This window comes from Pseudoxanthomonas japonensis, from assembly GCF_043632995.1.
Taxonomy (GTDB): domain Bacteria; phylum Pseudomonadota; class Gammaproteobacteria; order Xanthomonadales; family Xanthomonadaceae; genus Pseudoxanthomonas_A; species Pseudoxanthomonas_A japonensis.
This window is the reverse complement of sequence record NZ_CP171632.1, coordinates 257,712-282,584: the sequence shown is the minus strand read 5'-3', so window position 1 is coordinate 282,584 and position 24,873 is coordinate 257,712. Positions and strand designations below refer to the sequence as shown.

The window sequence follows — 24,873 nt, the reverse complement described above, 5'->3', positions numbered from 1 at the left end:
GGGCGTTTCCGTCATGGAGGCGAGTCCGCCATGATGCCGCGTTCCGGCACGGCCGTCGCCGCCCGACGCGCGATCCCCACCCGGTACCCTGCCAGGGCGTAGTACAGGATGTACAGGTAGGCCGGGATGGCCAGTGCGGCGAACACCGCCTGGAAGTCGTAGTGCTGCTTCAGCACCGCGAACGCCTGCGGCAGGATGGCGCCACCGGCGATGCCCATGATCAGCAGGGCCGAACCGGTTTCGGTGTGGCGCCCGAGCCCCTTGATCGCCAGCGGAAAGATCGCCGGCCACATCATCGCGTTGGCGAAGCCGAGCGCGGCGACGAAGCCGACCGACACGTAGCCATGGGTCAGCAGTGCGCCCAGTGCGAACAGCACGCCCAGCGTCGCGGAGATGGCGAGATAGCGCTCCTGCGAGACGAAGCGCGGGATCGCCACCAGGCCTGCCAGATAGCCCAGCAGCATCGCCGTCAGCGTGAACGAGGTGAAGAACTTGGTCTGATCCAGCGACAGGCCGAAACCCTTGCCGTAGGCGCCGATGGCGTCGCCCGCCAGCACTTCCACGCCGACGTACAGGAACAGGCACAGCACGCCCAGCCACAGGTGCGGGAAGCGCGACAGGCCGCGTTCGCCTTCGGCCGCATCGGCTACCGGCGCTGCGTTCGCCTCCGATGGCTTCACGTCCGGCAGCGGCGAGAACAGGATGCCGGTCGCGACCACCACCAGGATCCCCGCCATCACCAGGTAGGGCAGGTGGATCTTCGCCGCGAACGCATCCAGCAACACCGCCTTGCCGGCCGCATCCGCAGCCTCGACCTGCGCGGCCAGGTCGCCCACGCCGTGCAGCACCAGCGTGCCGAGCACGAGCGGTGCGAGGATGCCGGCGACCTTGTTGCAGATCCCCATCAGCGCGATGCGCTGCGCGGCGCTCTCGATGGGGCCGAGGATGCTGACGTAGGGGTTCACCGCGGTCTGCAGCAGCGCCAGGCCGCCGCCGATGACGAACAGGCCGGACAGCGCGCCCGGGTACCAGCGCTGCGTCGAGAACTCGCCGAACATCGCCGCACCCACCGCCATGACGAACAGGCTGGCCGCCAGGCCCTTCTTCATGCCCGTGCGCTTGAGCAGCGCCGCCGCCGGCAGCGCCAGGAAGAAGTACGACAGGTAGAACACCATCAGCACGAGGAAGGCGTTCACCTCGTCCAGATCGAAGGCGAGCTGCACGAACGTGATCAGCGGCCCGTTGATCCAGGTGAAGAAGCCGATGATGAAGAACAGCACGCCGACGATGGCGAGCGAGCGGAACGGGCTGGAGCCGGTGACGGTGGTCATGAGATCCCCTTGGACTGGCGATGCCTGGCGCCAAAGCGTCGGGCATCGGGAACAACGTTGTCAAAGCCAATCGGTGAAACCGGGTATTGCCGCCGCCATCGCCACGCTGGAACCACCCCATCGATGGCAACAGCCTCGTGCATTGCAGCATCAAGTCTCGCAGGACTTGCCCCGATTCCCCCTTCCAATTCAATAATTAACGCTATATGTGAGTGCAATGGCTCGCTGAATACGGAGATTGTTTCCGTTTCACGACGCCCACATGCCGGCGGAACGCCTATTTCATGACAGAGCCTTGACAACGTTGTCAAACACTTTCCACACTCCGGCCATATCGGGATGCCTGCGTCCCGGCCGCGAACATGTGGGGAGACGTGTGGTCGCCATAGCCAATCCAATGCCGACGGATGCCATCAGCGGGGCGCACGACGCCTTCATCGCGGCGGATGTCGGCGGCACCCACGTCCGGATCGGCCTGGTCCGCGGCAGCCGCGATCCGGGCGAACCGGTCAGCGTGCTGGAGTACCGCAAGTACGCCTGCGCCGACCACGCCGGCCTGGGCGACATCGTCGCCGACTTCCTTGCCTCCCTGGGCACGGCCCGGATGGCGCGCGCGGTGATCGCCAGCGCCGGTTATGCGCTGGAAGACGGCACCGTCATCACCAACAACCTGCCCTGGCGGCTGTCGCCGGCCGAACTGCGCACGCAGCTGGGGTTCGACGACGTCCGCCTGGTCAACGATTTCGAAGCCGTGGCGCACGCCGCCGCGCAGATGGATGCCAGCGAGGTACTGCAGCTGACCGGACCGGCCATCGCGCCGAAGCACGGTCCCACGCTGATCCTCGGCCCAGGCACCGGTCTCGGCGCCGCCGTCTGGATCCCCACCGGCAAGCGCGCCGTCGTACTGGCCACCGAAGCCGGCCAGGCCGCACTCACCGCCGGCAACGCGCTGGAAATGGCGCTGCTCGCCGAGATGCTGAAGACGCGCACGCACGTGCCGGTCGAACAGGCGCTGTCCGGCCCCGGCCTGATGAACCTCTACACCGCGCTGTGCGCTGTGCGCGGCGTGGCGCCGTCGCCCTACACCCACCCGGGCCAGATCACCGCCGCCGCGCAGTCGGGCGACGACGCGCTGGCGCGCGAAAGCCTCGATGTGTTCTGCGGCCTGCTGGGCAGCGTGGTCGGCGACATGGCGCTGCTGTACGGCGTGCAGGGCGGCGTGTACCTCGCCGGCGGCATCCTGCCGAAGATCCGCGATGTCCTGATCGGCAGCAGCTTCGTGCCGCGCTTCCTCAACAAGGGATCGATGCGCGAAGCGCTGGAGCGCATTCCCGTGAAGCTGGTGGAGCACGGGCAACTGGGGGTGATCGGCGCGGCACGGTGGTACCTGGAACACCAGCAGGGCGAGTGACAACACGCGCCGATACAGGCGCATGCGGTAGCGGCGACGTCAGGGCTGGCGCGCCGACGATGGAACAACGCGACACCAGGCACGGCGGAACAGCGCGAGCGATGGCTGCCGACACTCAAGCAGATCGGAGAGAGACACCATGAAGTACCGCAGATCCATCCTTTCGGCCACCATCGTCACGTGCCTCGGCATGGCCGTGCACGCGCAGGCACAGGAAGCCGCGACGGCCCCCGACGCGACCGACCTCGATACCGTGGTCGTCACCGGTATCCGCGGCAGTATCGAGAAGGCGCTCGACGCCAAGCGCGACGCCGCCACCCACGTCGAAGTCGTCACCGCCGAAGACGTCGGCAAGCTGCCGGCCAAGAACGTGGCCGACACACTGCGCCAGTTGCCGGGCGTCAACATCGCCTCCTCCAGCGCCAGCGAAGGCGGCTTCGACGAAGCCGATCGCGTCAGTCTGCGCGGCACCAATCCCAGCCTCACCCAGACGCTGGTCAACGGCCACACCATCGGCACCGGCGACTGGTTCGTGCTCAGCCAGGTAGGCAACGTCGGCCGCAGCGTGAGCTACTCGCTGTATCCGTCCGAGATCGTGGACCGCGTGGTGGTCCACAAGACGTCCGAGGCGAAGCTGGTCGAGGGTGGCACTGCCGGTTCGGTCAACATCATCACCCGGCGTCCGTTGCAGTTCGCCGAACCGCTCACGATCCAGGGTTCGATCGGCGCCGTGCACTCCGACCTGCCGGGCGACACCAAGCCGCAGCTCGATGCGTTGCTCAACTGGCGCAACGAAGAACGTACCGCGGGTTTCATGGTGCAGGTGTTCAACGAAGAGCGCAGCCTGCGCCGCGATGGCCAGGAGGTGGTGGGTGGCTACGGCGCGATCCCCAGGTTCGAGGCGGACGGGGTCACCCCGACGCCTGTGTCCATAAGCAACCCCGAACTGGTGGGCGCCCTGTATCCCAACCTGATCGGTGCCGCCTTCTTCGAACAGGTGCGCAAGCGCAAGGGCGGCGTGGCCAATATCGAGGCCAAGGTCACCGACAACCTGACCCTGAACGTCAACGCGTTCTACTCGAAGCTGGAGGCCGACAACTACAACCGCAACTACATGATGTGGGCCAGCCAGTTCGTCAGGCTGGCACCCAGCAGCTACACGCTCCGGAACGGTGTAGTGACCAATGCGGTCTACGCTCCCGAGACCGGCGGCAGCAACGTCACTCCCTACGGCGTGTACGACATGATCTCCCGCCCGGGCGCGGAGTCGACGTCGAAGTACATCGCACTCGATGCGGAGTGGAACGCCAGCGACGCGCTGAAGTTCGTCTTCCAGCTCGGCTCCACCAAGGGCAACGGCAGCAGTCCTACCCAGGACGTGCTGGAAACCGGCATCGCCGGCAATGCCGGCGCGAGCTGGAGCATGAACGGCGTCAGCAATCCCATCGACTGGTCGCTGGGCGGCACCAATACCGCGGCGAACCACCTGCCGCAGAGCGGCTGGATCTTCGGCGCCCAGGGCATCGACGTGCTGGACAAGGAAGACTGGGCCTCGGCCGACGGCCAGTTCTTCTTCGACGGCGACACGCTGTCGTCGCTGGATTTCGGCTACCGCTACGCCACGCACGAGCGCAGCAACGACTTCTCGCTCGCCCAGGGCCCGAACTGGGCAAGCAACTGGCAGGACATCACCGCCTATCCGGGTGCGGGTGGTGCGTATCCGGGTGACTTCGGCGTGGGCGGCAACGTGCCGTCAGGCATCTGGTACTACACGCCCGGCCAACTGGCAGAGATCAATGCCCGCTTCGCCAACCGCAACAACCCGGAGCGCTTCTATTTCTCCGACGTGTACGGCGTGAACGAGGACATCAATGCCGTCTATGCCCAGCTGAACTTCCGTGGTGACCGCTGGAGCGGCAACGCCGGCCTGCGCTACGTGCGTACGCAGACGGACGTGCACTACAACCAGGGACTTCTGCCCAACTCCGGCATTCCCGGCGCAGTTGTGGGCTCGGCCTTCGGCGACTACCTGCCGGTCGTGGTCAACAACGACTACAACGAGCTGCTGCCCAGCGTGAACTTCAAGTTCGAACTGACCGACAATCTGGTGGCGCGCGTGTCGGGCAGCAAGACCATGACCCGTCCGGACTTCTCGGCGCTGGCTGGCTCGCTGACGCTGAACGACCTGACACACGAAGGCAGCGGCGGCAACCCGAACCTCGACCCGCTGGTCTCCACCAACTTCGATGCCTCGCTGGAGTGGTACTTCGCTCCTCGCGCCCTGCTGTCCGCCAGCGTGTTCTCGATGGACATGGATGGCTATGTCGACTTCGACAACGTCGTCGTCCAGTACAAGGACCAGCAGGCCAGCCAGGCCGCGGGCACCGACGTGTACAGCGACTACCTGGTGTCGATCCCGGTCAACTCGAACGGCAAGGCCCGTGGTCTGGAGCTGACCTACGAGCAGCCGATCGGCGAGAATTTCGGCATCAACGCCAACTACACCTACGTGGATGGCGAGGCGGACGGCGGCAAGCCGCTCAACGGCACCTCCGAGAACACCTACAACTTCTCCGCGTGGTACGAGAACGCGCGCTTCAATGCCCGCGTCAATTACAGCTATCGCAGTTCGTTCTATGCCGGCGTCAGCCGTACCGACAACTTCTACCAGGACGACTTCGCGACGGTCTCCGCCTCGCTGGGCTTCAAGGCGACCGACTGGCTGACGATCAGCCTGGACGGCCTGAACCTCAACGATCCGAAACTGAAGTACTACACCGAGAACGATGCGGTTCCCGGTTACCTGCCGCACGCCTTCTATACCAATGGCCGTCAGTACTACCTGAACTTCCGCTTCAAGTTCTGATCCACGCACCACCACCACCGGCAGGCGCAGGCCTGCCGGTGGCGTTGCAACGCGACACGCACGGCGCACCGCCGTGATACCGGCGCCCCCGCGCCGGCATGGGAGAAAGACCAGGGGAGCGCCGGGACAGGCGCATCACGGGCAGGGCGTGGGGACGCCACCCGGTACATCGCAGGCGGCCGCAGGACCGGGCCGCATATTCTTCGAGCAATGATGGGAGAGACATCATGAAGCATCGCAAGACCGTTCTATCCGCGGCCATCGTCACGTGTCTGGGCTTTGCCGTTCACGCGCAGGCGCAGGAAGCGGCCGCACCTGCTGCACCGAGCACCTCGGACGCATCCGAACTCGACCGCGTGGTCGTCGTGGGTATCCGCGGAAGCCTCAAGCAGGCGATCGACACCAAGCGCGATGCCGACTCCATCATCGACGTGGTCACCGCCGAGGACGTGGGCAAGTTCCCGGCCACGAACGTCGCGGAAGCCATCACCATCATTCCCGGCGTGACCATCGACAAGGCCTTCGGCCAGGGCGAGAAGGTCAGCATCCTGGGTACCGATCCCGCCCTGAACCGCACGCTGCTCAACGGGCAGACGATGGCGTCGGCGGACTGGTTCATCAGCGACCAGCCGGGCCGCACCTTCAACTACTCGCTGCTCGCGCCGCAGCTCGTCAACAAGGTGGAAGTCTACAAATCGCCGGAAGCGCACATCGACGAAGGCTCCATCGGCGGCACCGTCATCATCAGCACGCGCAAGCCGCTCGACCTCGAGAAGACCACGATCTCCGGCCAGATCGGCTATCTGTACAACGACCGCATCGAGGACGGCGACCCGCAGGCATCCGTGCTGTTCGGATGGAAGAACCAGGCCGATACCTTCGGTCTGATCCTGACCGCGCAGTCCTCCGAAGAGGGCATCCGTCGCGACGGCATCGAGTCCTATGGCACCGTGCGCGGCATCGATTACCGCGATGGCCAGGGCGGCGGTGGTTCGGTGAACAATCGCCCGATGGACTGGTCGGTGGGCGCGCCCAAGCCGCAGATCTGCGTCGGCGCCTGCGAAACCACCCTGCAGAACAACCTGACGGCCGTGGGTCCCAACTCGCTCAGCGCGCACTACTTCGAGCAGACCCGCAAGCGCGATACGGTCTCTCTGGCATTGCAGTTCAAGCCGACCGACAAGCTGGATATCGAGTTCAACGCGCTTGACGTGTCCGCCGACTACGACAACATGAGCCACTCCATGTTCGCCTTCATGGGCAACGCGTGGAACGGCCTGATGAACCTCACCGACGTGACGGTGGATGGCGGCGTCATCACCCGCGGCACGTTCGACAACGCGCTGGTGGTCTACGACCTGATCAACCGCCAGGCGACGGTCGACACCGACTCTTACGACCTCAAGGCGACGTGGAACGACGAACGCTGGTGGGCCTCGGCGCACGTGGGCCGCTCGAAGGCCACCGGCGGCACCGGGCGGCAGGTCTACGGCGAGTTCCTCAACTGGTCCGACTACACCTACGACATCAGCGGCGATCCGACCCTGACGTTCAGCGGCGCCAACCCGTTCACCGATCCCTCCGCGTTCCAGATGGATGGTGGCTGGGGTGCGGACCCCAACCTGCCGACATGGAACCCGGGCTGGGGCGGCAACATCGTGTTCAAGCCGACCTGGGACGAAGAGAAGTACGCGCAGGCCGACTTCGGCATCCGCTTGGACTCGCCGGTTTACCAGATCCGTTTCGGCGTCAAGCGCCGCGAGCACGAGACCGGCCAGCGCATGGGCGGCGTGTCGCTGGCCACCGTGGCCGGTTATGGCAACGCGCTGGCCTCGCAGTTCGATCCGCGCCCCCTGCCGAGCAACTACCTGAGCGGCTTCCACAACACCGGCGACCTCGCCAACCGCTTCACCATCGATGGCTGGGCCTTGGCGGACTACATCCTCAGCGGCGACTGGCTGGCTCCGTGGCAGACCATGCCGGAGCCGGGCACGTTCAACGACCCTTCGTTCGTCTCCAACACCTGGACAGTGACCGAAGACGTCAACGCGGCCTATGCGCAGGCGGACTACAGCTGGAATGGCCTGCGCGGCAACGTCGGCGTCCGCTTCGTCCAGACCGAATCCAACAGCCAGGGCTGGCAGTGCACCACCGGCACGGTCTGCGCGGCGAACGGCTACGAGCAGGTCAACGTGCGCAAGAAGTACAACAACGTCCTGCCCAACCTCAATGTCGCCTACGACCTCTCGGACGACGTGGTGCTGCGCGCATCGGCAGCCAAGGTCATCTCGCGCCCGAACTACGGCGACATGTCCAACTACCTGTGGCTGGGCCCGCAGACGCTCACCGGCGGCGGCGGCAACCCGGACCTGGATCCGTACGAGTCGAACAACTACGACTTCTCGGCCGAGTGGTACTTCAACGAAAACTCGATCCTGGCCGGTACGGTGTTCTACAAGGATGTGTCCAACTACATCCTGTCCACGACCAGCCCGGAAGTGCATTTCAACCAGTCGACGAACACGGACACCACGTTCATCATCTCGCGTCCGCGCAACGCCGGCAGCGCCCGTGTGCAGGGCTTCTCGGCGGCGTTCCAGCAGAGCTTCGAGAACGGGTTCGGCCTGCTGGCGAACTACACCTACGCCGATGCGGAAGCCGACAACGGCGACCAGCTGCCGTTCAACTCAGAGAGCCAGGTCAACCTCAGCCCGTTCTTCGAAGGCGAACGCTTCAGTGCGCGCGTCACCTACTCCTGGCGTTCGAAGTACTACACGCAGGTCGACCGCGGCAACTACCTGGTCACCGACGACTACGACTCGCTGGACGCGAGCCTGTCGTTCAAGATCAACGACCGCCTGAGCCTGGGCATCGATGGCATGAACCTGCTCGACACCGAGTACTACACCTACGCGGAAGTGCCGGGCATCGCCAACACCGAGAAGCTGGTGCGTGGCAGCTACCGCACCGGCCGCCGCTACATGGCCTCGCTGCGCTTCCAGTTCTGATCTCTCCACCGATGTAGTTTTTTGCTTCCCTCACGGGCCTGGACTTGTCCGGGCCCGCTTTTTTTTGGGCATGCTGTGCCCATCGCTACCGAGGACACCGATGAAACGACCCATCGCCCATCGCGCCCTGGCCGGACTGGCCTTCGCCCTGCTCGCCCTGGCCGGCTGCAAGGACAGGAGCGGTGAGGCCGCCGCCGCGGCCTCCACGCCCATCACGCCGTCGTTGATTCCGGCGCCCGTCGACCTGCAGACGTCCGCGGGCACCTTCGCCATCGATGGCGACACGCGCCTGTTCGCCGAGGGCGACGCCGCGACGCGCGTTGCGCAACAGTTTTCCGCCTACCTGCAGTCGGCGGGCGCACCTGCGCTGAAGACGACTCGGGAAGACGGCAAGGGCCTGATCCGCTTCGTGCTTGAAGCGGCGGGCGCGGAAGGAACCAGTCCCGAGGCGTACACGCTGGACGTCACACCGGACGGCGTCACCGTGAAGGCGCACGACGAACGCGGCCTGTTCTACGGTGCGGTGACGCTGTGGCAACTGGTCACACAAGGCAACAAGGGCCGCGTGACGCTGCCCGCGCTGCATATCGAGGACGCCCCACGTTTCACGTGGCGCGGCTTCATGCTGGACCCGGCGCGCCATTTCCAGCAGGTCGAGGACGTCAAGAAGATCATCGATGCGATGGCGTTGCACAAGCTCAACACGCTGCACTGGCACCTCACCGACGACCAGGGCTGGCGCATCGAGATCAAGCAGTATCCGAAGCTCACCGGCATCGGCGGCTGCCGCATTCCCGCGGGCGACGGCGGCAAGGATCCCAAGACCGGCGAGCCGCACCCGTACTGCGGTTTCTATACGCAGGACCAGATCCGCGACGTGGTGAAGTACGCCGCCGAACGCCACATCACCGTGGTGCCCGAGATCAACGTGCCGGGCCACGCGACGGCAGCGATCTCCGCCTATCCCGAGCTCGGCTCGATCGACACACCGCTGGTGCCGTCGAACGAATGGGGTGTGTTCCCCAACCTGGTCAACGTCGAAGAGCCGACGATCACCTTCCTCGAGAACGTGCTGGGCGAAGTGGTGCAGCTTTTCCCCGGCACCTACGTGCACATCGGCGGCGACGAAGCGGTCAAGGACCAGTGGGAAGCCTCCGCGCGCGAGCAGGCGCGCATGCGCCAGGTCGGCGCGAAGACCGAGATGGACCTGCAGGGGTATCTGGTCGAACGGCTGGAGAAGTACCTGTCCACCCATGGCAAGCGTCTGATCGGCTGGGACGAGATCCTGGAAGCCAAGCTGCCGCCGGAAGCCACGGTGATGTCGTGGCGCGGCATCGAGGGCGGCCTGCAGGCCGCGCGCCAGGGCCATGACGTGGTGATGTCGCCCTCCAACAAGACCTACCTGGACTACCTGCAGACCGCCTCGCCGAACGAGCCGCCGGGCCGCCCTGCACTGATCACGCTGCAGGATGTGTACGGCTTCGAACCGGTACCGGAGGAACTGGAAGAAAGCCAGCGCCACCACATCCTCGGCATCCAGGCCAACCTGTGGACCGAGCACACCCGCACGTTCGCCCGCCTGCAGCACAACGCATTCCCGCGCCTGGCGGCGGTGGCGGAAACCGGCTGGACACCGGCCGCGAAGAAGGATCTCGCTAGTTTCATCGCCCGCTTGCCCACGCAACTGAAGCGCTACGACGCCATCGGCCTGGGCTATGCGAAGACGCCCTTCGAACCGCTGATCGCCACCGAGGACGACCGCAAGGCCGGCACCGCCAAGGTCACGCTGTCCAATCCGCTCGACTATCCGGTCCACTACACCACCGACGGCAGCGAGCCGACGCAGGCCTCGCCGACGTTCGCCACGCCGCTCGACGTGAAGCTGCCGGTCACCGTGCGTGCCGCCGCGTTCGCCGACGGTCGTGCGCTGGCACCGGCGTCGACGTTCGAACTGACGCCTGCCGCGATGCTGACGCGCACCGACGAGGCGATGGGCGTGTGCCCGGATGCCGGCCGCCTGTTGCTGCGCCTGGAAGACGATGGCCCGCTGGAAGGCGAGCGCGCGATCTTCAACGCGACGATCTTCTATCCGTGCTGGCAGTGGAACCAGGCCGACCTGGAGGGGATCGCGTCGATCAAGGTCCGTGCGGGCCGCATCCCGTACTACTTCCAGCTGGCCCACGACGAACCGGCCCGCACCTTCGAGGCGGCGAAATCCCCGCTGGGCGAACTGGAAATCCTGGGCGGCGGTTGCAAGGGCCACACGCTGGCGACCGTGCCGTTGCCGGCCGCGCCGAACGCCGATGGCTTCCTCGAACTGGACGCCCCGCTGCCGGCCGGCACCACCGGCAAGCAGGACCTGTGCGTGCGCTTCACCGGCGACACGCGTCCGCAGATGTGGGTGCTGGACCGCATCACGCTGCAACCGCGCTGACGCGACCGCGATACCGGGGAAAGAGCCGGGCATGTCCCGGCTTTTCTTTTTCTCAGGCCCGTGCGGGCAAGCGGGCGTCGATCGCCAGCAGCAGGCGGCTGAAGGGCGTCAGGCGCGTGGCGAATCCGGCCAGCACACCCAGCGCATTGGCCAGCGCATCCTGCGCATCGGCCATGCGCGTGGCGGTCAGCGATCCCTGCGCGAATTCCACCACGATGCCCAATGCGACCAGCATCAGCGCGGCAACGACGCAGCCTCGGCGGGTGGCGAACAGTTGCATCGCGGAGGTCGACAGCAAGGCGTAGGCGATGAAGTGCTCTACCTTGTCGCCGCCTTCCGGGACGGGAGGCAGGCCGCTCAGGTTGACCAGCGACAGCACGATCACCGCCATGATCGCCACGCACCACAGGCCCACCCACAGGCGCGGCCGACGGAACGGCTTCAACGCGAGCACGCCGCTCACAGGCGCCAGCTCAGGTCGTTGAACAGGAAGGCGGTGCCGAACTCGACATCGCTGGAGAATCCCATCACCTGGAAGCGCTCGCCCATCTCGCTGGGCAGGGTCAGCCGCTTGGCTTCGTTGCGCAGGCGCAGCAGCGTGGTCTCGTCCGCGCGCGCCTCGGCTTCGTTCAACCGTTCCTGCAGTCCGTTGCCGAGCAGGAAGTTCGCCTGCGTGGTGTAGCCGGCCAGATCGAAGCCGGCCTGCGTACCGGCTTCGGCCAGTGCGGTGAAGTCGACGGAGGCCGTGATGTCCTGCAATCCCGGCCACAGGTAGGGATCGTTGTGCACGCGGTGGCGGTAGTACGCGCGCAGCGTGCCGTCGTCGCGGTCGGGCTGGTAGTACTCGCGCCGGGTGTAGCCGTAGTCGGCGAACAGCATCGCACCGCGATCCAGTCCGCCCATCACCGCCTGGATCCAGTAGGGCAGCTGCGGCAGCAGTTCGGAGCGGTAGCCATCGGGGAACGGCTGTTCCAGATAGCGTTCGACGTGGCGCACCGCTGCGGCCAGCAACGCATCGGCGGGGCGATCGGCGCGCACGAAACGGCCATCGGCACTGACCGCCACCCCCTCCTCGAACACCTCGCCATCGCGCAGCGTGAAGCGCGGCGTCGGCAGGGCATCGATCACCTCGTTGGCGAACAGCACGCCATTCCACGCCTCGGACGGCGGACCATCCAGCCATTCCACCAGATCGAACACCGGCGGGATCAGACGTTGTCCCAGCCGCTCGCGCTGCCGTTCGCGCAGGTCGGCGCTGGGCTCGAGGATGGCATAGCGCGCGGGCAGCGCATCGAGTTCGAGCAGTCGCTTCAGCATGATCTCGGCGAACGCACCGCTGCCGCCGCCGATCTCGACGAACTCCGCCTCCGGACCGATCTGCTGCAATACCGGCGCGATCGCCTGCGCCACGCAACTGGCGAACAGCGGCCCCAGTTCCGGCGCGGTGGTGAAGTCGCCGGCTTCGCCGAACTTGGTGCTGCCCGCGCTGTAGTACCCCATCCCCGGCGCATACAGGCTGCGCTCCATGAAGCGCGAGAACGGCAGGCTGCCGCCTTCGGCCACGATCTCCGCGCGGATCAGGGCGGCGAGGTGCGCGCTGTGCGCCTGCGCGGCGTCATCGGGAAGGGGGAGGTCGGCCTGCATGTCGCACCAGAAGCGGGAAACCCCGCCATTGTACGGGCCGTTTCACACTGGCGTGCCGGCCCTAGCCAACCCCGGAGGGCACGCATAGAATCGTGATGCACAGCAGCAACGGACACGCCATGACCTATTGCGTCGGCATCGAAGTCAACGAAGGCCTGGTCTTCGCCGCGGATACCCGCACCAGCGCCTCCTTCGACGACGTGCGCGTCTACCGCAAGATGCACGTGTTCGAATGGCCGGGCGACCGCGTGTTCGTCATCATGTCCGCGGGCAACCTGGCCACCACGCAGCTGACCATCTCGCGACTGCAGCGCGATGCCGACGATCCCAACGCGGCACGGAGCCTGCGCACGTTCTCGCACCTGTACGAAGTGGCGGAGTACGTCGGCGACACGCTCGTCGCCAGCCAGGTGAAGATGAACGACGAGGCGCAGCAGAGTGGCGTCAATGTCCAGTCCACGCTGATCCTCGGCGGCCAGATCGCCGGCGAACGCCCCGGGTTGTACATGGTCTATCCGCTCGGCAACTGCATCGCCACCTCACCGGAAACGCCGTACCTGCAGATCGGCGAATCCAAGTACGGCAAGCCGATCCTCGACCGCATCATCCGGCCGGAGACGTCGCTGGAAGACGCGGCACGCTGCGCGCTGGTGTCGCTGGATTCCACCATCCGCTCCAACCTGTCGGTGGGCATGCCGGTGGACATGGCGCTGCTGCGCAACGGCGACCTGAAGATCAGCCAGAAGATGCGACTGGAAGCGGACACGCCCCTGTATTCGGAAATCCACGACACCTGGTCGCGCAAGCTGGAAGCCGCCGTGCACAGCCTGCCGAGGTTCCCGTGGGAACCTCAGCGCGAGACCGAACCGTCGTCCGGCCCGCTGCCGGTGATGCCGCCGCGTCGCGCGCCGTCGCGGCAGGATCCCGGCGACGCGCAAGGGCAGCAGTAAGCGCGGCTTTCTGTAGGAGCGACGTCAGTCGCGACGGCCGCGATCGTCCTCGACCCTGAAAGATCCGCGTCGCGTCATCGCGACTGACGTCGCTCCCACGAGGGCAAACACGCCACCTCAACCGTGGAAGTAGGCTTCCGCGATCGCGTCGTGCAGCGCACCCAGGTGCACCTGGATCTGGTCCATGAACTGCGCGGGATTGCGTGTCGCCAGCACGGCGGGATCGGCATTGCGGGTCAGGCCGATCACGCGGTTGAGGTGGCGATCCACACCGGGGCGTGGCGGCATGGTCGGCAGCACGCTCTGCATGCGCGACAGGCAGAAGTGCACGCTGCGCGGGAACTCGTTGTTCTGCAGCAGGAAGCGCAGCGCCAGTTCGGCGGTGACGCGCTGGCGCACGTGGCGGCGGAACATCTGGTACCCGGCCAGCGAGCGCAGCACGCTCATCCACTGCATGTTCTGGAACGCCTCGCGGTCGTCCTCGTTGCGTGGCCTCACCAGCCCCGACGCACCCGCGTCCATGATGCGCGTGGTCATGTCGGCCTGTTCCAGCGCCGTCCCCAGGCGCAGGAACTGGTAGCCGATGTCGCGGCTGACGTTGGCGCTCAGCAGGCCCGACACCTTCAGGCAGCCATCGACGATGCGTTGCAGGAACTCGAGCCGGTAACGCCGGCTGAGGCTGCGCTCCCCCTGCGCATCGATGTAGAGGTGCAGGTCGTTGATCGCTTCCCACACGTCCTGCGGCAGCGTGTCGCGGATGCTGCGCAGGATCTCGCGTGCCGAATCGACCGAGGTGCGCAGCGACGACGGATTGCGTTCGTCCAGCAACAGGAAGCGGATCACGTCCGCATCGCCCGCTGCTTCCGCCGTTTCCGGATGGCACTGCTCGAAGCACTCGCCGGCGCCTACGGTATCGATCATCGGACGCCACGCGAACCGCACCGAGCGCGGCATGTCGAGTTGCAGCTGGCTGCCCACGCCGACCAGGCGCGCGGTGTTCTCCGCGCGCCGCACGTAGCGGCTGAACCAGTAGAGGTTGTCGGCGACGCGCGACAGCATCAGGCAGCCTCCTCGTCGTCGGACAGGTCGACCACCCACGTGTCCTTGGCGCCGCCACCCTGCGACGAATTGACGACCAGCGAGCCCTTCACCATCGCCACGCGTGTCAGCCCGCCGGTGGTGACGTAGGTGTCCTGCCGCGACAGCACGAACGGGCGCAGGTCGATGTGGCGCGGCGACGGCCCCTGCTTGGTGACGATGGGCGCGGTTGACAGCGCCAGCGTCGGCTGCGCCATGTAGTTGCGCGGATTCGCCTCGATCAGCGCCTTGAACTTCTCGCGCTGCCGCTTCGTCGAGCGCGGACCGATCAGCATGCCGTAGCCGCCGGACTCGTTGGCCGGCTTCACCACCAGCTTCTCGATGTTCTCCAGCACGTACCTGCGCTCCTTCGCGTTGTGGCAGAGGTAGCTGGGCACGTTGGGCAGGATCGGATCCTCGTCGAGGTAGTACTTGATCATCTTCGGCACGTACGCGAACACGACCTTGTCGTCGGCGACGCCCGCGCCCGGCGCATTCGCCAGCGCCACCTTGCCGGCGCGCCAGCTGCGGATCAGGCCGGGCACGCCGAGCACGGACTCCGGATGGAACACCTCCGGGTCGATGAACAGGTCGTCGACGCGGCGGTAGACCACATCGACGCGCTTGGGGCCATAGACCGTGCGCATGTAGGTGCAGTCGTCGTCGGCGACGAACAGGTCGCTGCCTTCCACGAGTTCGATACCCATCGCCTGCGCCAGGTAGGCGTGCTCGAAGTAGGCGCTGTTGAACACGCCCGGCGTCAGCAGCGCGATCACCGGCGAGTCGCCGGGACGCGGCGACAGCGCGGCGAGGGTGTCGTAGAGCTGGCTGGGGTACTCGTCGACCGGCAGGATGGAACTGGTCTCGAACAGCTCCGGGAACACGCGCTTGGCCACCATGCGGTTTTCCAGCATGTAGCTGACGCCGCTGGGAATGCGCAGGTTGTCTTCCAGCGCGTACAGCGTGCCGTCGCCATCGCGCACCAGGTCGGAGCCGCAGATGTGCGCCCATACGTCCAGCGGCGGCGTGATGCCGACGCACTGCTCGCGGAAGTTCACCGAGTCCTTCAGCAGCATCGCCGGGAACACCTTGTCCTTGACGATCTGCTGCTTGCCGTAGATGTCGCCGATGAACAGGTTCAGCGCGCGCATGCGCTGCTTCAGGCCGGCTTCGGTGCGCTGCCATTCGCTGAGCGGGATGATGCGCGGGATCAGGTCGAACGGGAGCGTGCGGTCGACGTTGCGACCGTCGGAGTACACGGTGAAGGTGATGCCCTGCACGCGCGCCACCACGTCGGCGGCCAGCTGGCGTTCGGCGAGTTCGCGGCCCGACAGGCCGGCGAGGTACTCGACCAGGCGTCGCGCGGCCGGTCGCGGCCGTCCATCGGCCTGGATCAGTTCGTCAAAGGTCGTGGTGCGGTATTTCGCCCAGTCCATTCGCCCTTTCCGCTGTCCCTCGCCGGCACATCCGACGAAGGGTGATGCGTCGCAACATGCACGGTCGGCGTGCGCGCCGTCAAGCCTCCGTGCGCCGCGCGCATCGACTCACCTTTTTGACGTCGGCATGCGCCATTCCGGTGCAAAGCGGGGACAATGCCGGCTCCCGTCCCGGAGCCCGCCATGTCCACGCCGCGTCGTGTCGTCCTGATCACCGGCGCCGCCCGCCGCATCGGCGCGGCGATCGCGCGCCGGCTACATGCCGAGGGTTACGACGTGGCGCTGCACTACCGCGGTTCGGCCGGCGACATGCAGTCGCTCGTGGCCGGACTGGAAGCGGCGCGCGCAGGCAGCACGCTGATGCTGCAGGCCGACCTGGCGGTCTTCGACCGGCTGCCGGAACTGGTCGCGAAGACCGTCGGCCACTACGGTCGCCTGGATGCGCTGGTCAACAACGCATCGGCGTTCTATCCCACGCCCGCCGGCAGCGCTACGCCGGCGCAGTGGGAGGAGCTGTTCGGCGTCAACGCACGTGCCCCGTTCTTCCTCGCGCAGGCGGCAGCACCGCATCTGCGTGCCGTGCGTGGCGCCATCGTCAACATCGCCGACATCTACGCCGACAAGCCGCGCGCGGACCTGGCCTTGTACGCGGCATCGAAGGCGGCCTTGCTGGCGGTCTCGCGCGGACTGGCGGTCTCGCTGGCGCCGGCGGTACGGGTGAACGCGGTGTCGCCCGGCGCCATCCTGTGGCCGGACGGCGGCATCGATACGGACATGCAGGCGAATCTGCTGGCGCAGACCCCGCTGGGGCGCGTCGGCGATCCGTCCGACATCGCCGGTACCGTGGCCTGGCTGCTGGGCGATGCGGCGGCCTATGTCACCGGCCAGGTGATCCACGTGGATGGTGGCCGGGCGATCGCCTGAGATCGAGCGTGCTGCGCACGTAAAGCACCGTCATCCCGGCGCAGGCCGGGATGACGGGTTATGGATATCCATGGATCAGCTGTTGTGCTGGTTGTGCTGGTTGTGCTGGTTGTGCTGGTTGTGCTGGTTGTGCTGGTTGTGCTGGTTGTGCTGGTTGTGCTGGTTGTGCTGGTTGCGCAGCGTGCCGCACCTACTCGAAAGACACCGGCCGCGGCGGCGTGTCGTGGTCGGGATGTTCGCGCCACAGCGCGGCCAGCGTGCGACCACTACGTGGGTCGACCATGTCGGGAGCGATCTCGGCCAGCGGCAACAGCACGAAGGCATGCTTCAGCTCGTCGCGCGGCAGGCGCAGGTTGCCGGGGCCCTGCATCACCCGGTCGTCGTACAGCACGATGTCGATGTCCAGCGTCCGGTCGGAGAAGCGCGGGCCGCTGCGGTCGCGGCCATGCGCGTCCTCCAGCGCATGCAGCCAGGCGTTCAGCGCGAGCGGATCCAGGTCGCTGTCGATCACCGCGGCGGAATTCAGGAAGTCGGTGCCGTCGAAACCGACCGAGCGCGTGCGATAGACCGGCGACAGCAGCACGTCGCCGAAGCGCTCGCGCAACGCCGCGACGGCGGCGCGCAGGTGCCGCTCGGGCTCCACGTTGCTGCCCAGGCTGAGATAGGCCTTTCCCATGGTCAGGCCGGGCGTACGCCGCGTTCGATCAGCACGCCGACGTTGCGCGCACCGGTGACCGCGCCGGGCTTGCTCAGCTTCAGCCGCACCCACGCGACACCGAAGTCCTCGCGGATGATCTCCGCGCAGCGTTCGGCCAGCGTCTCGACCAGCCCGAAGTTCGCCTCCTCGACGAAGGAAATCAGCCGCTTCGATACCGCCTTGTAGTCCAGCGTGTGCGCGATGTCGTCGCTCGCCGCCGGCACGCGGTTGTCGAAGCCCATTTCCACGTCCAGCGCCACGGTCTGGCGGATCCCGCGCTCCCAGTCGTAGATGCCGATGACGGTCTCGATGCGCAGGTCTTCGATGAAAACGATGTCCATGGATAGCTCGGGATGCGGGAGCGGGAATGGTACGCGCAATCGATGTCCGCGCTCAGCCCGCAGCCGCCATGCCGGCCGTCGCCGAGACGCCCTGCAACCCGCGCACGTCGGCACCTCCCGGCTGCTGGAACACCTGCAGCCCGAACTCCGGCAGGATCGCCAGCAGGTGGTCGAAGATGTCCGACTGGATGCCTTCGTACGGACCCCACGCTACCGTGCGCGTGAAGCAGTAGATCTCCAGCGGCAGACCGGTCGGGCCCGGCGGCAGCTGGCGCACCAGCAGCGTCATGCCGTCGTGGATGTCGCCGTGCGCGCGCAGGTAGGCCTCCACGTAGGCACGGAACGTGCCGAGGTTGGTGATGCGGCGCTGGTTGACCGGCTCGCGGCCCTGTTCGGCCAGGCGCGCATTCCATGCGTCCAGTTCGCCGTCCTTGCGTTGCAGGTAATCGCCCAGCAGCCGGAACCGGCGCAGTCGCGCCTGCTCCTCCTCGCCCAGGAAACTCACGCTGTTCTGGTCCAGGTGCAGCGCGCGCTTGATACGGCGCCCGCCGGACTCGCTCATGCCGCGCCAGTTCTTGAACGAGTCGCTGATCAGCTTCTTGGTGGGAATGGTGGTGATGGTCTTGTCCCAGTTCTGCACCTTCACCGTGTGCAGGGCGATGTCGATGACGTCGCCGTCGGCGTTCTGGCTGGGCATCTCGATCCAGTCGCCCACGCGCACCATGTCGTTGGAACTGATGGTCACGCTGGCCACCAGCGACAGCAGGGTGTCCTGGAACACCAGGATCAGCACCGCCATCATCGCGCCCAGGCCCGACAGCAGGATCACCGGCGAGCGGTCGATCAGGGCGGCGACCATCAGCACCGCGGCGATGACGAACACGATGATCTTCAGCAGCTGCAGGTAGCCCTTGATCGGCTTGTCGGCCGCGTCGGGCCGCCGCTGGTAGACCTCGTTGGCCAGGTCGAGCGCGGCGGCGATGGCCAGTGCCACCGTCAGGATGATGAAGGCGAAGCAGACGTTGCGGACCATCGCCACCAGCATCGCCGGCAGGTCGGGGACCAGGGCGACGCCGGCGGCGAGCACCACGGCAGGGACCACGTTGGCCAGCCGCGGGATCACCCGCAACCGTACCTGGTGGTCGCCCTGGCCCAGCGGAAGCGTGGTCAACAGGCGGCGCAGGCCACGCAGCAACACGCGCTTGGTGATCCAGTTGGCCAGCCAGGCCACCAGCACGAGCGCACTGGCGACAACGAGGGTGTAGGCCCAGGGATAGGGCGCAAGGAAGGCGCGCAGGGCCTCCAGCTGTTCGGTCATTCCGTTACCCCTTGAGGTGGTTCTTGCGCGCCCTGCAGCCTGCATTGCGCAGGAGGACGCGCCGGTTGGCGGAGCGGACACCCTACCCGCACCGCCTTGAACCTGAACGGAACTCGCCGGTTTGTTACGGTGAACCGACCACGGCGACCTGCGGCAGCGTGGCCATGTCCCAGCGCGGCGTGACCTTCACTTCCGCGGTCTCATGTTGCCCCGCTTCCAGCCGCAACGCGCCGGCGAAGGCGATCATCGCGCCGTTGTCGGTGCACAGCGACGGCCGCGGAAAGCAGGCACGGCCACCGCGCTTCGCCGCCATTTCCTGCAGCTTCGCGCGCAGGCGCTTGTTGGCGCCCACGCCGCCGGCGATGACGATGACGTCGCTGCCGGCTTCGTCCAGCGCGCGTTCGCACTTGATCGCCAGCGTATCGACCACGGCATCCTCGAAGCCACGCGCGATGTCGGCGCGGGTCTGCTCCGACTGGTCGCTGTCGCGCCAGGCCAGCAGCACCTGGGTCTTCAGGCCACTGAAACTGAAATCCAGGCCAGACCGGTCAGTCATGGGCCGGGCGAACCTGAAGCGGCCGGGGGTGCCCTTTTCCGCCAGGGCCGCCAGCTGCGGGCCACCGGGGTACGGCAGGCCCATCATCTTGGCGGTCTTGTCGAAGGCCTCGCCGGCGGCATCGTCCAGCGTCTCGCCGAGCAGGCGGTAACGGCCGATGGCGTCCACGGCCACCAGCTGGGTGTGTCCGCCGGAGACCAGCAGGGCCACGAAGGGCGCGTCCGGCGGGTCGTCTTCCATCAGCGGCGCCAGCAGGTGGCCCTCCATGTGATGGACGGCCACCGCGGGGACGTCCAGCGCCCAGGCCAGCGACCGGGCTACCCCGGCGCCCACCAGCAGCGCCCCGACCAGGCCAGGGCCGGCGGTGTAGGCCACGCCCTCCAGGTCCGCGGTGGTCAGGCCGGACTCGACCAGGGTCTGGCGGATCAGCGGCAGCAGCTTGCGGACGTGATCGCGGCTGGCCAGTTCCGGCACCACCCCGCCGTATTCGGCATGCAGGGCGATCTGGCTGTAGACCGCGTGGGCGCGCAGGCCGGCGGCACCGGCCAGGGCGGTGTCGTAGACGGCCACACCGGTTTCGTCGCAGCTGGTTTCGATACCGAGAACTTTCATGGGGGGATCTGGTGGCTCGGAAAGGGGAGGGCAAGCCGGCTGGACGCCCGGGGTGGGTTGCAGCGACGGCTTTGGTCGCTATAATACGCGGCTCACCGGGCGTGCCCGGACCGTTTACACCACCGAGATTACGTATGCCCAGCGTCAAAGTCCGCGAAAACGAGCCGTTTGAGTTTGCGCTGCGTCGCTTCAAGCGCACCTGCGAAAAGGCCGGCGTCCTGGCCGAAACCCGCAAGCGCGAGTTCTACGAGAAGCCGACCCAGGAGCGCAAGCGCAAGGCCGCTGCTGCGGTGAAGCGTCAGCTGCGTCGCAGCTCGCGCGACGTCACCAAGCGCCAGCGCCTGTACTGAGCCGCGTCGCTTCGCACGAAGCCGGCACGCGCGAGCGTCGCCGGCTTTTTGTGTTTTTGGCGTCCCGCGCCCGCGGGCCGTCTCTTCCCTGTTCCCCCGGAGCACACCATGTCCCTGAAACAGCAGCTCACCGATGACATGAAGGCCGCCATGAAGGCCGGCGAGAAGGACCGCCTGGCGGTCATCCGCCTGATCAACGCCGCCATCAAGCAGCGCGAAGTCGATGAGCGCATCGAGCTGGACGACGCCGCGGTGCTGGCCGTGCTGGAGAAGATGGTCAAGCAGCGCAAGGACTCGGTGAGCCAGTTCGAAGCCGCCAACCGCGAGGACCTGGCCGCCATCGAGCGCGCCGAACTGGCGGTGATCGACACCTACCTGCCGGCCAAGCTCGGCGAAGCCGAGATCCTGGCCGCCATCGAGGCCGCCATCGCCGAGACCGGTGCCACCGGCCCCGCCGACATGGGCAAGCTGATGGGCGTGCTGAAGCCGCGCCTCGCCGGCCAGGCCGACATGGGCCAGGTCTCCGCGCTGATCAAGAAGAAGCTCGCGGGCTGAATGGCGCTGGTGTGCGGAGCGCACGCTACGCAGCAGATCGCGGCGTCCTCGTAGAGCCGAGCTTGCTCGGCTCCCCCCGCCACGCACGGCCGGGAGCAGCGGAGCAAGCTCCGCTCTACTGATCAAGAAGAAGCTCGCAGGCTGAGCCTGTCGCGGGCGCCGGACCTTCGGCGCCGCGCCCCGTCCGTGGCATCCTCGCGCCATGGACACCCCCGCCATCACCCTGCGCCCGGCCACCCGCGCCTACATCCCGCAGATCCTCGATTTCATCCGCGGCCTGGCCGAGTACGAAAAGCTCGCCCACGAGGCCGTCGCCACGCCAGCCCTGCTCGAGACGCACCTGTTCGGTGAGCGTCCCGCCGCCGAAGTCGTCATCGCCGAAGCCGATGGCGTACCCGCCGGCTTCGCGCTGTTCTTCCATTCCTTCTCGACCTTCCTCGGCCAGCCGGGGCTGTACCTCGAAGACCTGTTCGTGCTGCCGGGCCATCGCGGGCTCGGCATCGGCAGGCGGCTGATGGTGCATCTGGCGCAGCTGGCCGTGGCGCGCGGCTGCGGCCGCTTCGAGTGGTCGGTGCTGGACTGGAACGAACCCGCCATCCGTCTCTACCGCAGCCTCGGCGCCGTGGGCCTGGACGAATGGACCGTGCAACGCGTCACCGGCGATGCGCTGCAGGCGCTCGCGCGCAGCGATGCGTGAAGCGCACGACCACGTCGCCATAACGAACTGCTGACGTCGCCCTTGGCACGCTCGACGCATGGAACGTCGAGCCTCCTTCCGCACCCTGCGCGCACGGGCACGCGATGCCGGCGAGCGCGCCAGCCGCAGCCTGCCGGCGGCGCTGATACGGCGCTTCGTCGAAACCGACCTGATGACGCAGGCGGCGTCGCTGTCCTTCTATGCGCTGCTGTCGCTGGCGCCGCTGCTGATCCTGTTGCTGTGGCTGACGGCATCGCTGTATCCGCCCGCGCAACAATCGCTGCTCGACCAGATCCAGCAGCTCGCCGGGCCCAGCGCCGGCACGGTGGCGGAGACGGTGATCCGCAACGCCAGCGACCGACCGGATGTCGGCTCCCTGGCCGGATGGTGGAGCACCGCCCTGCTCTTCGTCGGCGCCACCATCGTCTTTGCCCAGCTGCAGGGTGCGCTCAACCTGATCTTCCGCACCGATGCGCAACGGCTCAGCGGCGTGATGGCCTGGCTGAAGAAGCGCGTGTTCTCGCTCGGCGTGGTGCTGGCCATCGGCTTCCTGCTGGTCGTCTCGATGGTCGCCACCACCGCGCTGCAGGTGGTGTTCGCGCGACTGCCGTCGCTGCTGCCCGCGCTCGGCTACATCACCACGCTGCTGCTCTACGCGCTGGCATTCGCCTTCTTCTACCACTACCTGCCCGACCGGCGCGTGGCGTGGAAGCAGGCCTTCCTGGGCGGCGCCATCACCGCGTTGCTGTTCGCCGCCGGCCGTTACCTGATCGGCCTGTATCTGGCGGAAGCCGCGCCCGGCAGTGCTTACGGTTCGATGGGCGCACTGGTGCTGTTGCTGGTGTGGATCTACTACGCCAGCGTGGTGTTCTTCGTCGGCGCGCTGATCACCGCGGTGATCGATGAGCGTTTGCACGTTCGGCGGCAGCTGTCGCCTGCGCAGGATGCTCCGGCTGCCGGTCCGCTTCCGCCCAGTGACGGCATTTCGACGTCTGCCCGATCCCCGGATTGAAGGTGTTGGTGGGATCGAGCGCGCGATAGAACGCGGCCAGCGCCGGCTTGGCGCGATAGAGATGGCCGACGTTGTGCTCGGCGGGATATTCGGCACCGCGGGCGTCGAGCAGGTCCCACAGGCGATGCTCCACCGCCAGCGGATCGACACCCTTTTTCACGATGTAATCCTGGTGGAACACGTGGCAGAAGAAGTGCCCGTAGTAGAGCCGCGCCACCATCGTCGCGGCGACGTTCTCCGGCAATGCCTCCACCCAGTCGCGATCATCGCGGCGCAGGGCGACGTCCAGCGCGACGATGTCCTGCACCTGCGCCGCATGCACGGCGCGGTAACGCACGGCCGCGCCGGCCACGGCGAAACGCAGCAGGAAGGCCTTGCGACCTTCGTCCGCATTGCAGGCGAAAAAATCACCCTCGCGCTCACCGAAGAAGCGCTGCAGGAACGCGCGCGTCGCCTCCGCATCGCGCGTCGACACCTTCAGCAGCAGATGATGCTCGTAACGGTCGCGGTAGGCGCGCAGCCGGGGCGGCAGATGATCCGGCAGCATCGCCGTCAGCGACTGCAGCACGCGGTCCGCCAGCCCCGGCATGCCGAACCGTTCGCACCAGCCGTCCACGCGGCTCTTCAGTGCGAACGCCGCCGGCACCTTGTCGGTGCCAAAGCGGTCGATCAGCAGGAAGGTGTCCTTGCCGTAGCGGTCGCCGATGTCGAACGCGTCGCGATGCAGGTACTCGCCCGCGATCGGCAGCCGCTCGAAGGCGGTCAGCAGATGCCGGCGCACCTCGGTGAGATCGTCCGGATCGTTGCTGCCGAGGTAGAAGACCGACGCCGCATCCTGTTCGAACGTATCCAGCCGCACGGCGAACACCGCCAGCCGCCCACCACAGCCCGAGGCCTCGTGCAGGCGCGAGGGATCGGCGTTGTAGCGCGCGGGCGTAGGTGCGTCGACCTGGCGTACGTGCTCTGCGTAGTACGGATCCGACGCCGCCTGCGCCGGATCGTGGACGACCGCATCCGCGCCGTAATCGCCGGCCTGCAACCGCGACAGGATCTCGTCCGGCGTGTCGCCCAGCGCGATGCCGAGATGGTTGACCAGCCGCAGCACGCCGTCGGCGCCCAGCTGCGCGTACAGCGCCAGCTCGGTGTAGGCCGGCCCGCGACGCACCAGCGCGCCGCCGGAGTTGTTGCAGACGCCGCCCAGCACGGACGCGCCGATGCACGAGGAGCCGATGACCGAATGCGGCTCGCGGCCCAGCGGCGCGAGCTGCTTCTCCAGCACATCCAGCGTCGCGCCCGGCAGGCAGACGACCTGGCGCCCGCCGTCCAGCAGCTGCACGCCGGTGAGGCGCCGCGTGCTGACCAGCACGATGCCACGGTCGTAGCCGTCGCCATCCGGGGTGGAACCGCCGGTCAGCCCGGTATTCGCCGCCTGCATCAGCACGATCCGACCCGCGGCCACCGTGGCCTGCAGCACCCGCCACAGTTCCAGCAGCGTGCCGGGACACGCCACCGCCAGCACCGGGCCGTCGCCGAACCGGTAGCCCTTGCGGTAGCGCCGTGTCGCGCGCTCGCCCGTCAGTACGTGCGCGCGGCCCACGGCCTCGCGCAGCTGCGCCAGCAGGACGTCGTCGGAAGGGACATGAACGGACATGGC

The 24,873-nt window shown here is 67.1% G+C and carries 19 protein-coding genes and 1 pseudogene; 10 read left to right on the top strand and 10 right to left on the bottom strand.

All coding sequences use genetic code 11. The features are described 5' to 3' along the window. Nucleotides 1-11: 11 nt before the first annotated feature. Nucleotides 12-1,331 carry a sugar MFS transporter gene (locus ACGHX3_RS01220; protein ID WP_394696107.1) on the bottom strand — a complete coding sequence of 440 codons (1,320 nt, stop codon included), beginning with the start codon at nucleotides 1,329-1,331 and terminating at the stop codon, nucleotides 12-14. 376 nt (nucleotides 1,332-1,707) lie between these two features. Between ACGHX3_RS01220 and ACGHX3_RS01215 the strand changes: the two genes are divergently transcribed. The 4 genes from ACGHX3_RS01215 (at nucleotide 1,708) to ACGHX3_RS01200 (ending at nucleotide 11,050) form a co-directional block, all read left to right on the top strand. Continuing rightward, nucleotides 1,708-2,742, top strand: coding sequence for a glucokinase family protein (locus tag ACGHX3_RS01215; protein ID WP_394696106.1), 1,035 nt, complete (start codon nucleotides 1,708-1,710; stop codon nucleotides 2,740-2,742). A gap of 139 nt (nucleotides 2,743-2,881) precedes the next feature. Next, the gene (locus ACGHX3_RS01210; protein WP_394696105.1) at nucleotides 2,882-5,608 is read left to right on the top strand and encodes a TonB-dependent receptor; all 2,727 of its coding nucleotides are present in this window, start codon (nucleotides 2,882-2,884) and stop codon (nucleotides 5,606-5,608) included. 227 nt (nucleotides 5,609-5,835) lie between these two features. Then, nucleotides 5,836-8,616 carry a TonB-dependent receptor gene (locus ACGHX3_RS01205; protein WP_394696104.1) on the top strand — a complete coding sequence of 927 codons (2,781 nt, stop codon included), beginning with the start codon at nucleotides 5,836-5,838 and terminating at the stop codon, nucleotides 8,614-8,616. A 100-nt stretch (nucleotides 8,617-8,716) separates the two neighbouring features. Continuing rightward, nucleotides 8,717-11,050, top strand: a complete 2,334-nt coding sequence (locus ACGHX3_RS01200; RefSeq protein WP_394696103.1) for a family 20 glycosylhydrolase — start codon at nucleotides 8,717-8,719, stop codon at nucleotides 11,048-11,050. 52 nt (nucleotides 11,051-11,102) lie between these two features. Here the strand turns inward: ACGHX3_RS01200 and ACGHX3_RS01195 are convergent, their stop codons facing one another. Continuing rightward, the gene (locus tag ACGHX3_RS01195) at nucleotides 11,103-11,522 is read right to left on the bottom strand and encodes a VanZ family protein (protein WP_394697212.1); all 420 of its coding nucleotides are present in this window, start codon (nucleotides 11,520-11,522) and stop codon (nucleotides 11,103-11,105) included. Beyond that, nucleotides 11,510-12,694 (bottom strand): class I SAM-dependent methyltransferase, encoded by a 1,185-nt coding sequence (locus ACGHX3_RS01190; RefSeq protein WP_394696102.1) that lies wholly within the window; start codon nucleotides 12,692-12,694, stop codon nucleotides 11,510-11,512. Before ACGHX3_RS01190 ends, ACGHX3_RS01195 begins: the two co-directional genes overlap by 13 nt. 119 nt (nucleotides 12,695-12,813) lie before the next feature. Here ACGHX3_RS01190 and ACGHX3_RS01185 point away from each other — a divergent pair, with 119 nt between their 5' ends. Beyond that, nucleotides 12,814-13,644, top strand: coding sequence for a 20S proteasome subunit A/B (locus tag ACGHX3_RS01185; protein ID WP_162335958.1), 831 nt, complete (start codon nucleotides 12,814-12,816; stop codon nucleotides 13,642-13,644). Nucleotides 13,645-13,761: 117 nt separating this feature from the next. Here ACGHX3_RS01185 and ACGHX3_RS01180 read toward each other — a convergent pair whose 3' ends face one another. Together ACGHX3_RS01180 and ACGHX3_RS01175 are read right to left on the bottom strand one after the other, a co-directional pair. After that, the gene (locus ACGHX3_RS01180) at nucleotides 13,762-14,703 is read right to left on the bottom strand and encodes an alpha-E domain-containing protein (RefSeq protein WP_394696101.1); all 942 of its coding nucleotides are present in this window, start codon (nucleotides 14,701-14,703) and stop codon (nucleotides 13,762-13,764) included. Then, nucleotides 14,703-16,157, bottom strand: coding sequence for a circularly permuted type 2 ATP-grasp protein (locus ACGHX3_RS01175; RefSeq protein ID WP_394696100.1), 1,455 nt, complete (start codon nucleotides 16,155-16,157; stop codon nucleotides 14,703-14,705). Before ACGHX3_RS01175 ends, ACGHX3_RS01180 begins: the two co-directional genes overlap by 1 nt. Nucleotides 16,158-16,340: 183 nt before the next feature. On the opposite strand from ACGHX3_RS01175, the gene ACGHX3_RS01170 reads away from it, so the two are divergent. Continuing rightward, on the top strand, nucleotides 16,341-17,081 hold the full coding sequence (locus ACGHX3_RS01170) for a pteridine reductase (protein WP_394696099.1): 741 nt from the start codon (nucleotides 16,341-16,343) through the stop codon (nucleotides 17,079-17,081). Nucleotides 17,082-17,271: 190 nt separating this feature from the next. On the opposite strand, the gene folK is transcribed toward ACGHX3_RS01170, so the two are convergent. The 4 genes from folK to tsaD all read right to left on the bottom strand — a co-directional run bounded on the left by folK (nucleotide 17,272) and on the right by tsaD (nucleotide 20,605). Next, nucleotides 17,272-17,757, bottom strand: a complete 486-nt coding sequence (folK, locus tag ACGHX3_RS01165; RefSeq protein ID WP_394696098.1) for a 2-amino-4-hydroxy-6-hydroxymethyldihydropteridine diphosphokinase — start codon at nucleotides 17,755-17,757, stop codon at nucleotides 17,272-17,274. 2 nt (nucleotides 17,758-17,759) lie between these two features. Next, nucleotides 17,760-18,119, bottom strand: a complete 360-nt coding sequence (gene folB, locus ACGHX3_RS01160) for a dihydroneopterin aldolase (protein WP_394696097.1) — start codon at nucleotides 18,117-18,119, stop codon at nucleotides 17,760-17,762. Between the two features lie 52 nt (nucleotides 18,120-18,171). Continuing rightward, complete coding sequence (locus tag ACGHX3_RS01155) at nucleotides 18,172-19,437, bottom strand: mechanosensitive ion channel family protein (protein WP_394696096.1); 1,266 nt, start codon at nucleotides 19,435-19,437, stop codon at nucleotides 18,172-18,174. Nucleotides 19,438-19,561: 124 nt separating this feature from the next. Then, nucleotides 19,562-20,605, bottom strand: a complete 1,044-nt coding sequence (tsaD, locus tag ACGHX3_RS01150) for a tRNA (adenosine(37)-N6)-threonylcarbamoyltransferase complex transferase subunit TsaD (RefSeq protein ID WP_394696095.1) — start codon at nucleotides 20,603-20,605, stop codon at nucleotides 19,562-19,564. A gap of 134 nt (nucleotides 20,606-20,739) precedes the next feature. Between tsaD and rpsU the strand changes: the two genes are divergently transcribed. The 4 genes from rpsU to ACGHX3_RS01130 all read left to right on the top strand — a co-directional run bounded on the left by rpsU (nucleotide 20,740) and on the right by ACGHX3_RS01130 (nucleotide 23,219). After that, a complete protein-coding gene (gene rpsU, locus ACGHX3_RS01145; protein WP_002808376.1) occupies nucleotides 20,740-20,955 on the top strand; it encodes a 30S ribosomal protein S21 in 216 nt (71 codons plus the stop codon). A gap of 108 nt (nucleotides 20,956-21,063) precedes the next feature. Further along, complete coding sequence (locus tag ACGHX3_RS01140) at nucleotides 21,064-21,510, top strand: GatB/YqeY domain-containing protein (protein WP_162335966.1); 447 nt, start codon at nucleotides 21,064-21,066, stop codon at nucleotides 21,508-21,510. 202 nt (nucleotides 21,511-21,712) lie between these two features. Then, nucleotides 21,713-22,207, top strand: a complete 495-nt coding sequence (locus ACGHX3_RS01135) for a GNAT family N-acetyltransferase (RefSeq protein ID WP_394696094.1) — start codon at nucleotides 21,713-21,715, stop codon at nucleotides 22,205-22,207. A gap of 58 nt (nucleotides 22,208-22,265) precedes the next feature. Further along, complete coding sequence (locus ACGHX3_RS01130) at nucleotides 22,266-23,219, top strand: YihY/virulence factor BrkB family protein (protein ID WP_394696093.1); 954 nt, start codon at nucleotides 22,266-22,268, stop codon at nucleotides 23,217-23,219. Here ACGHX3_RS01130 and dld read toward each other — a convergent pair. Then, nucleotides 23,167-24,870 (bottom strand): annotated as a pseudogene (dld, locus tag ACGHX3_RS01125) (D-lactate dehydrogenase); the annotation flags it as partial. The gene ACGHX3_RS01130 and the pseudogene dld sit on opposite strands and share 53 nt — an antisense overlap. Between the last annotated feature and the right edge of the window lie 3 nt (nucleotides 24,871-24,873).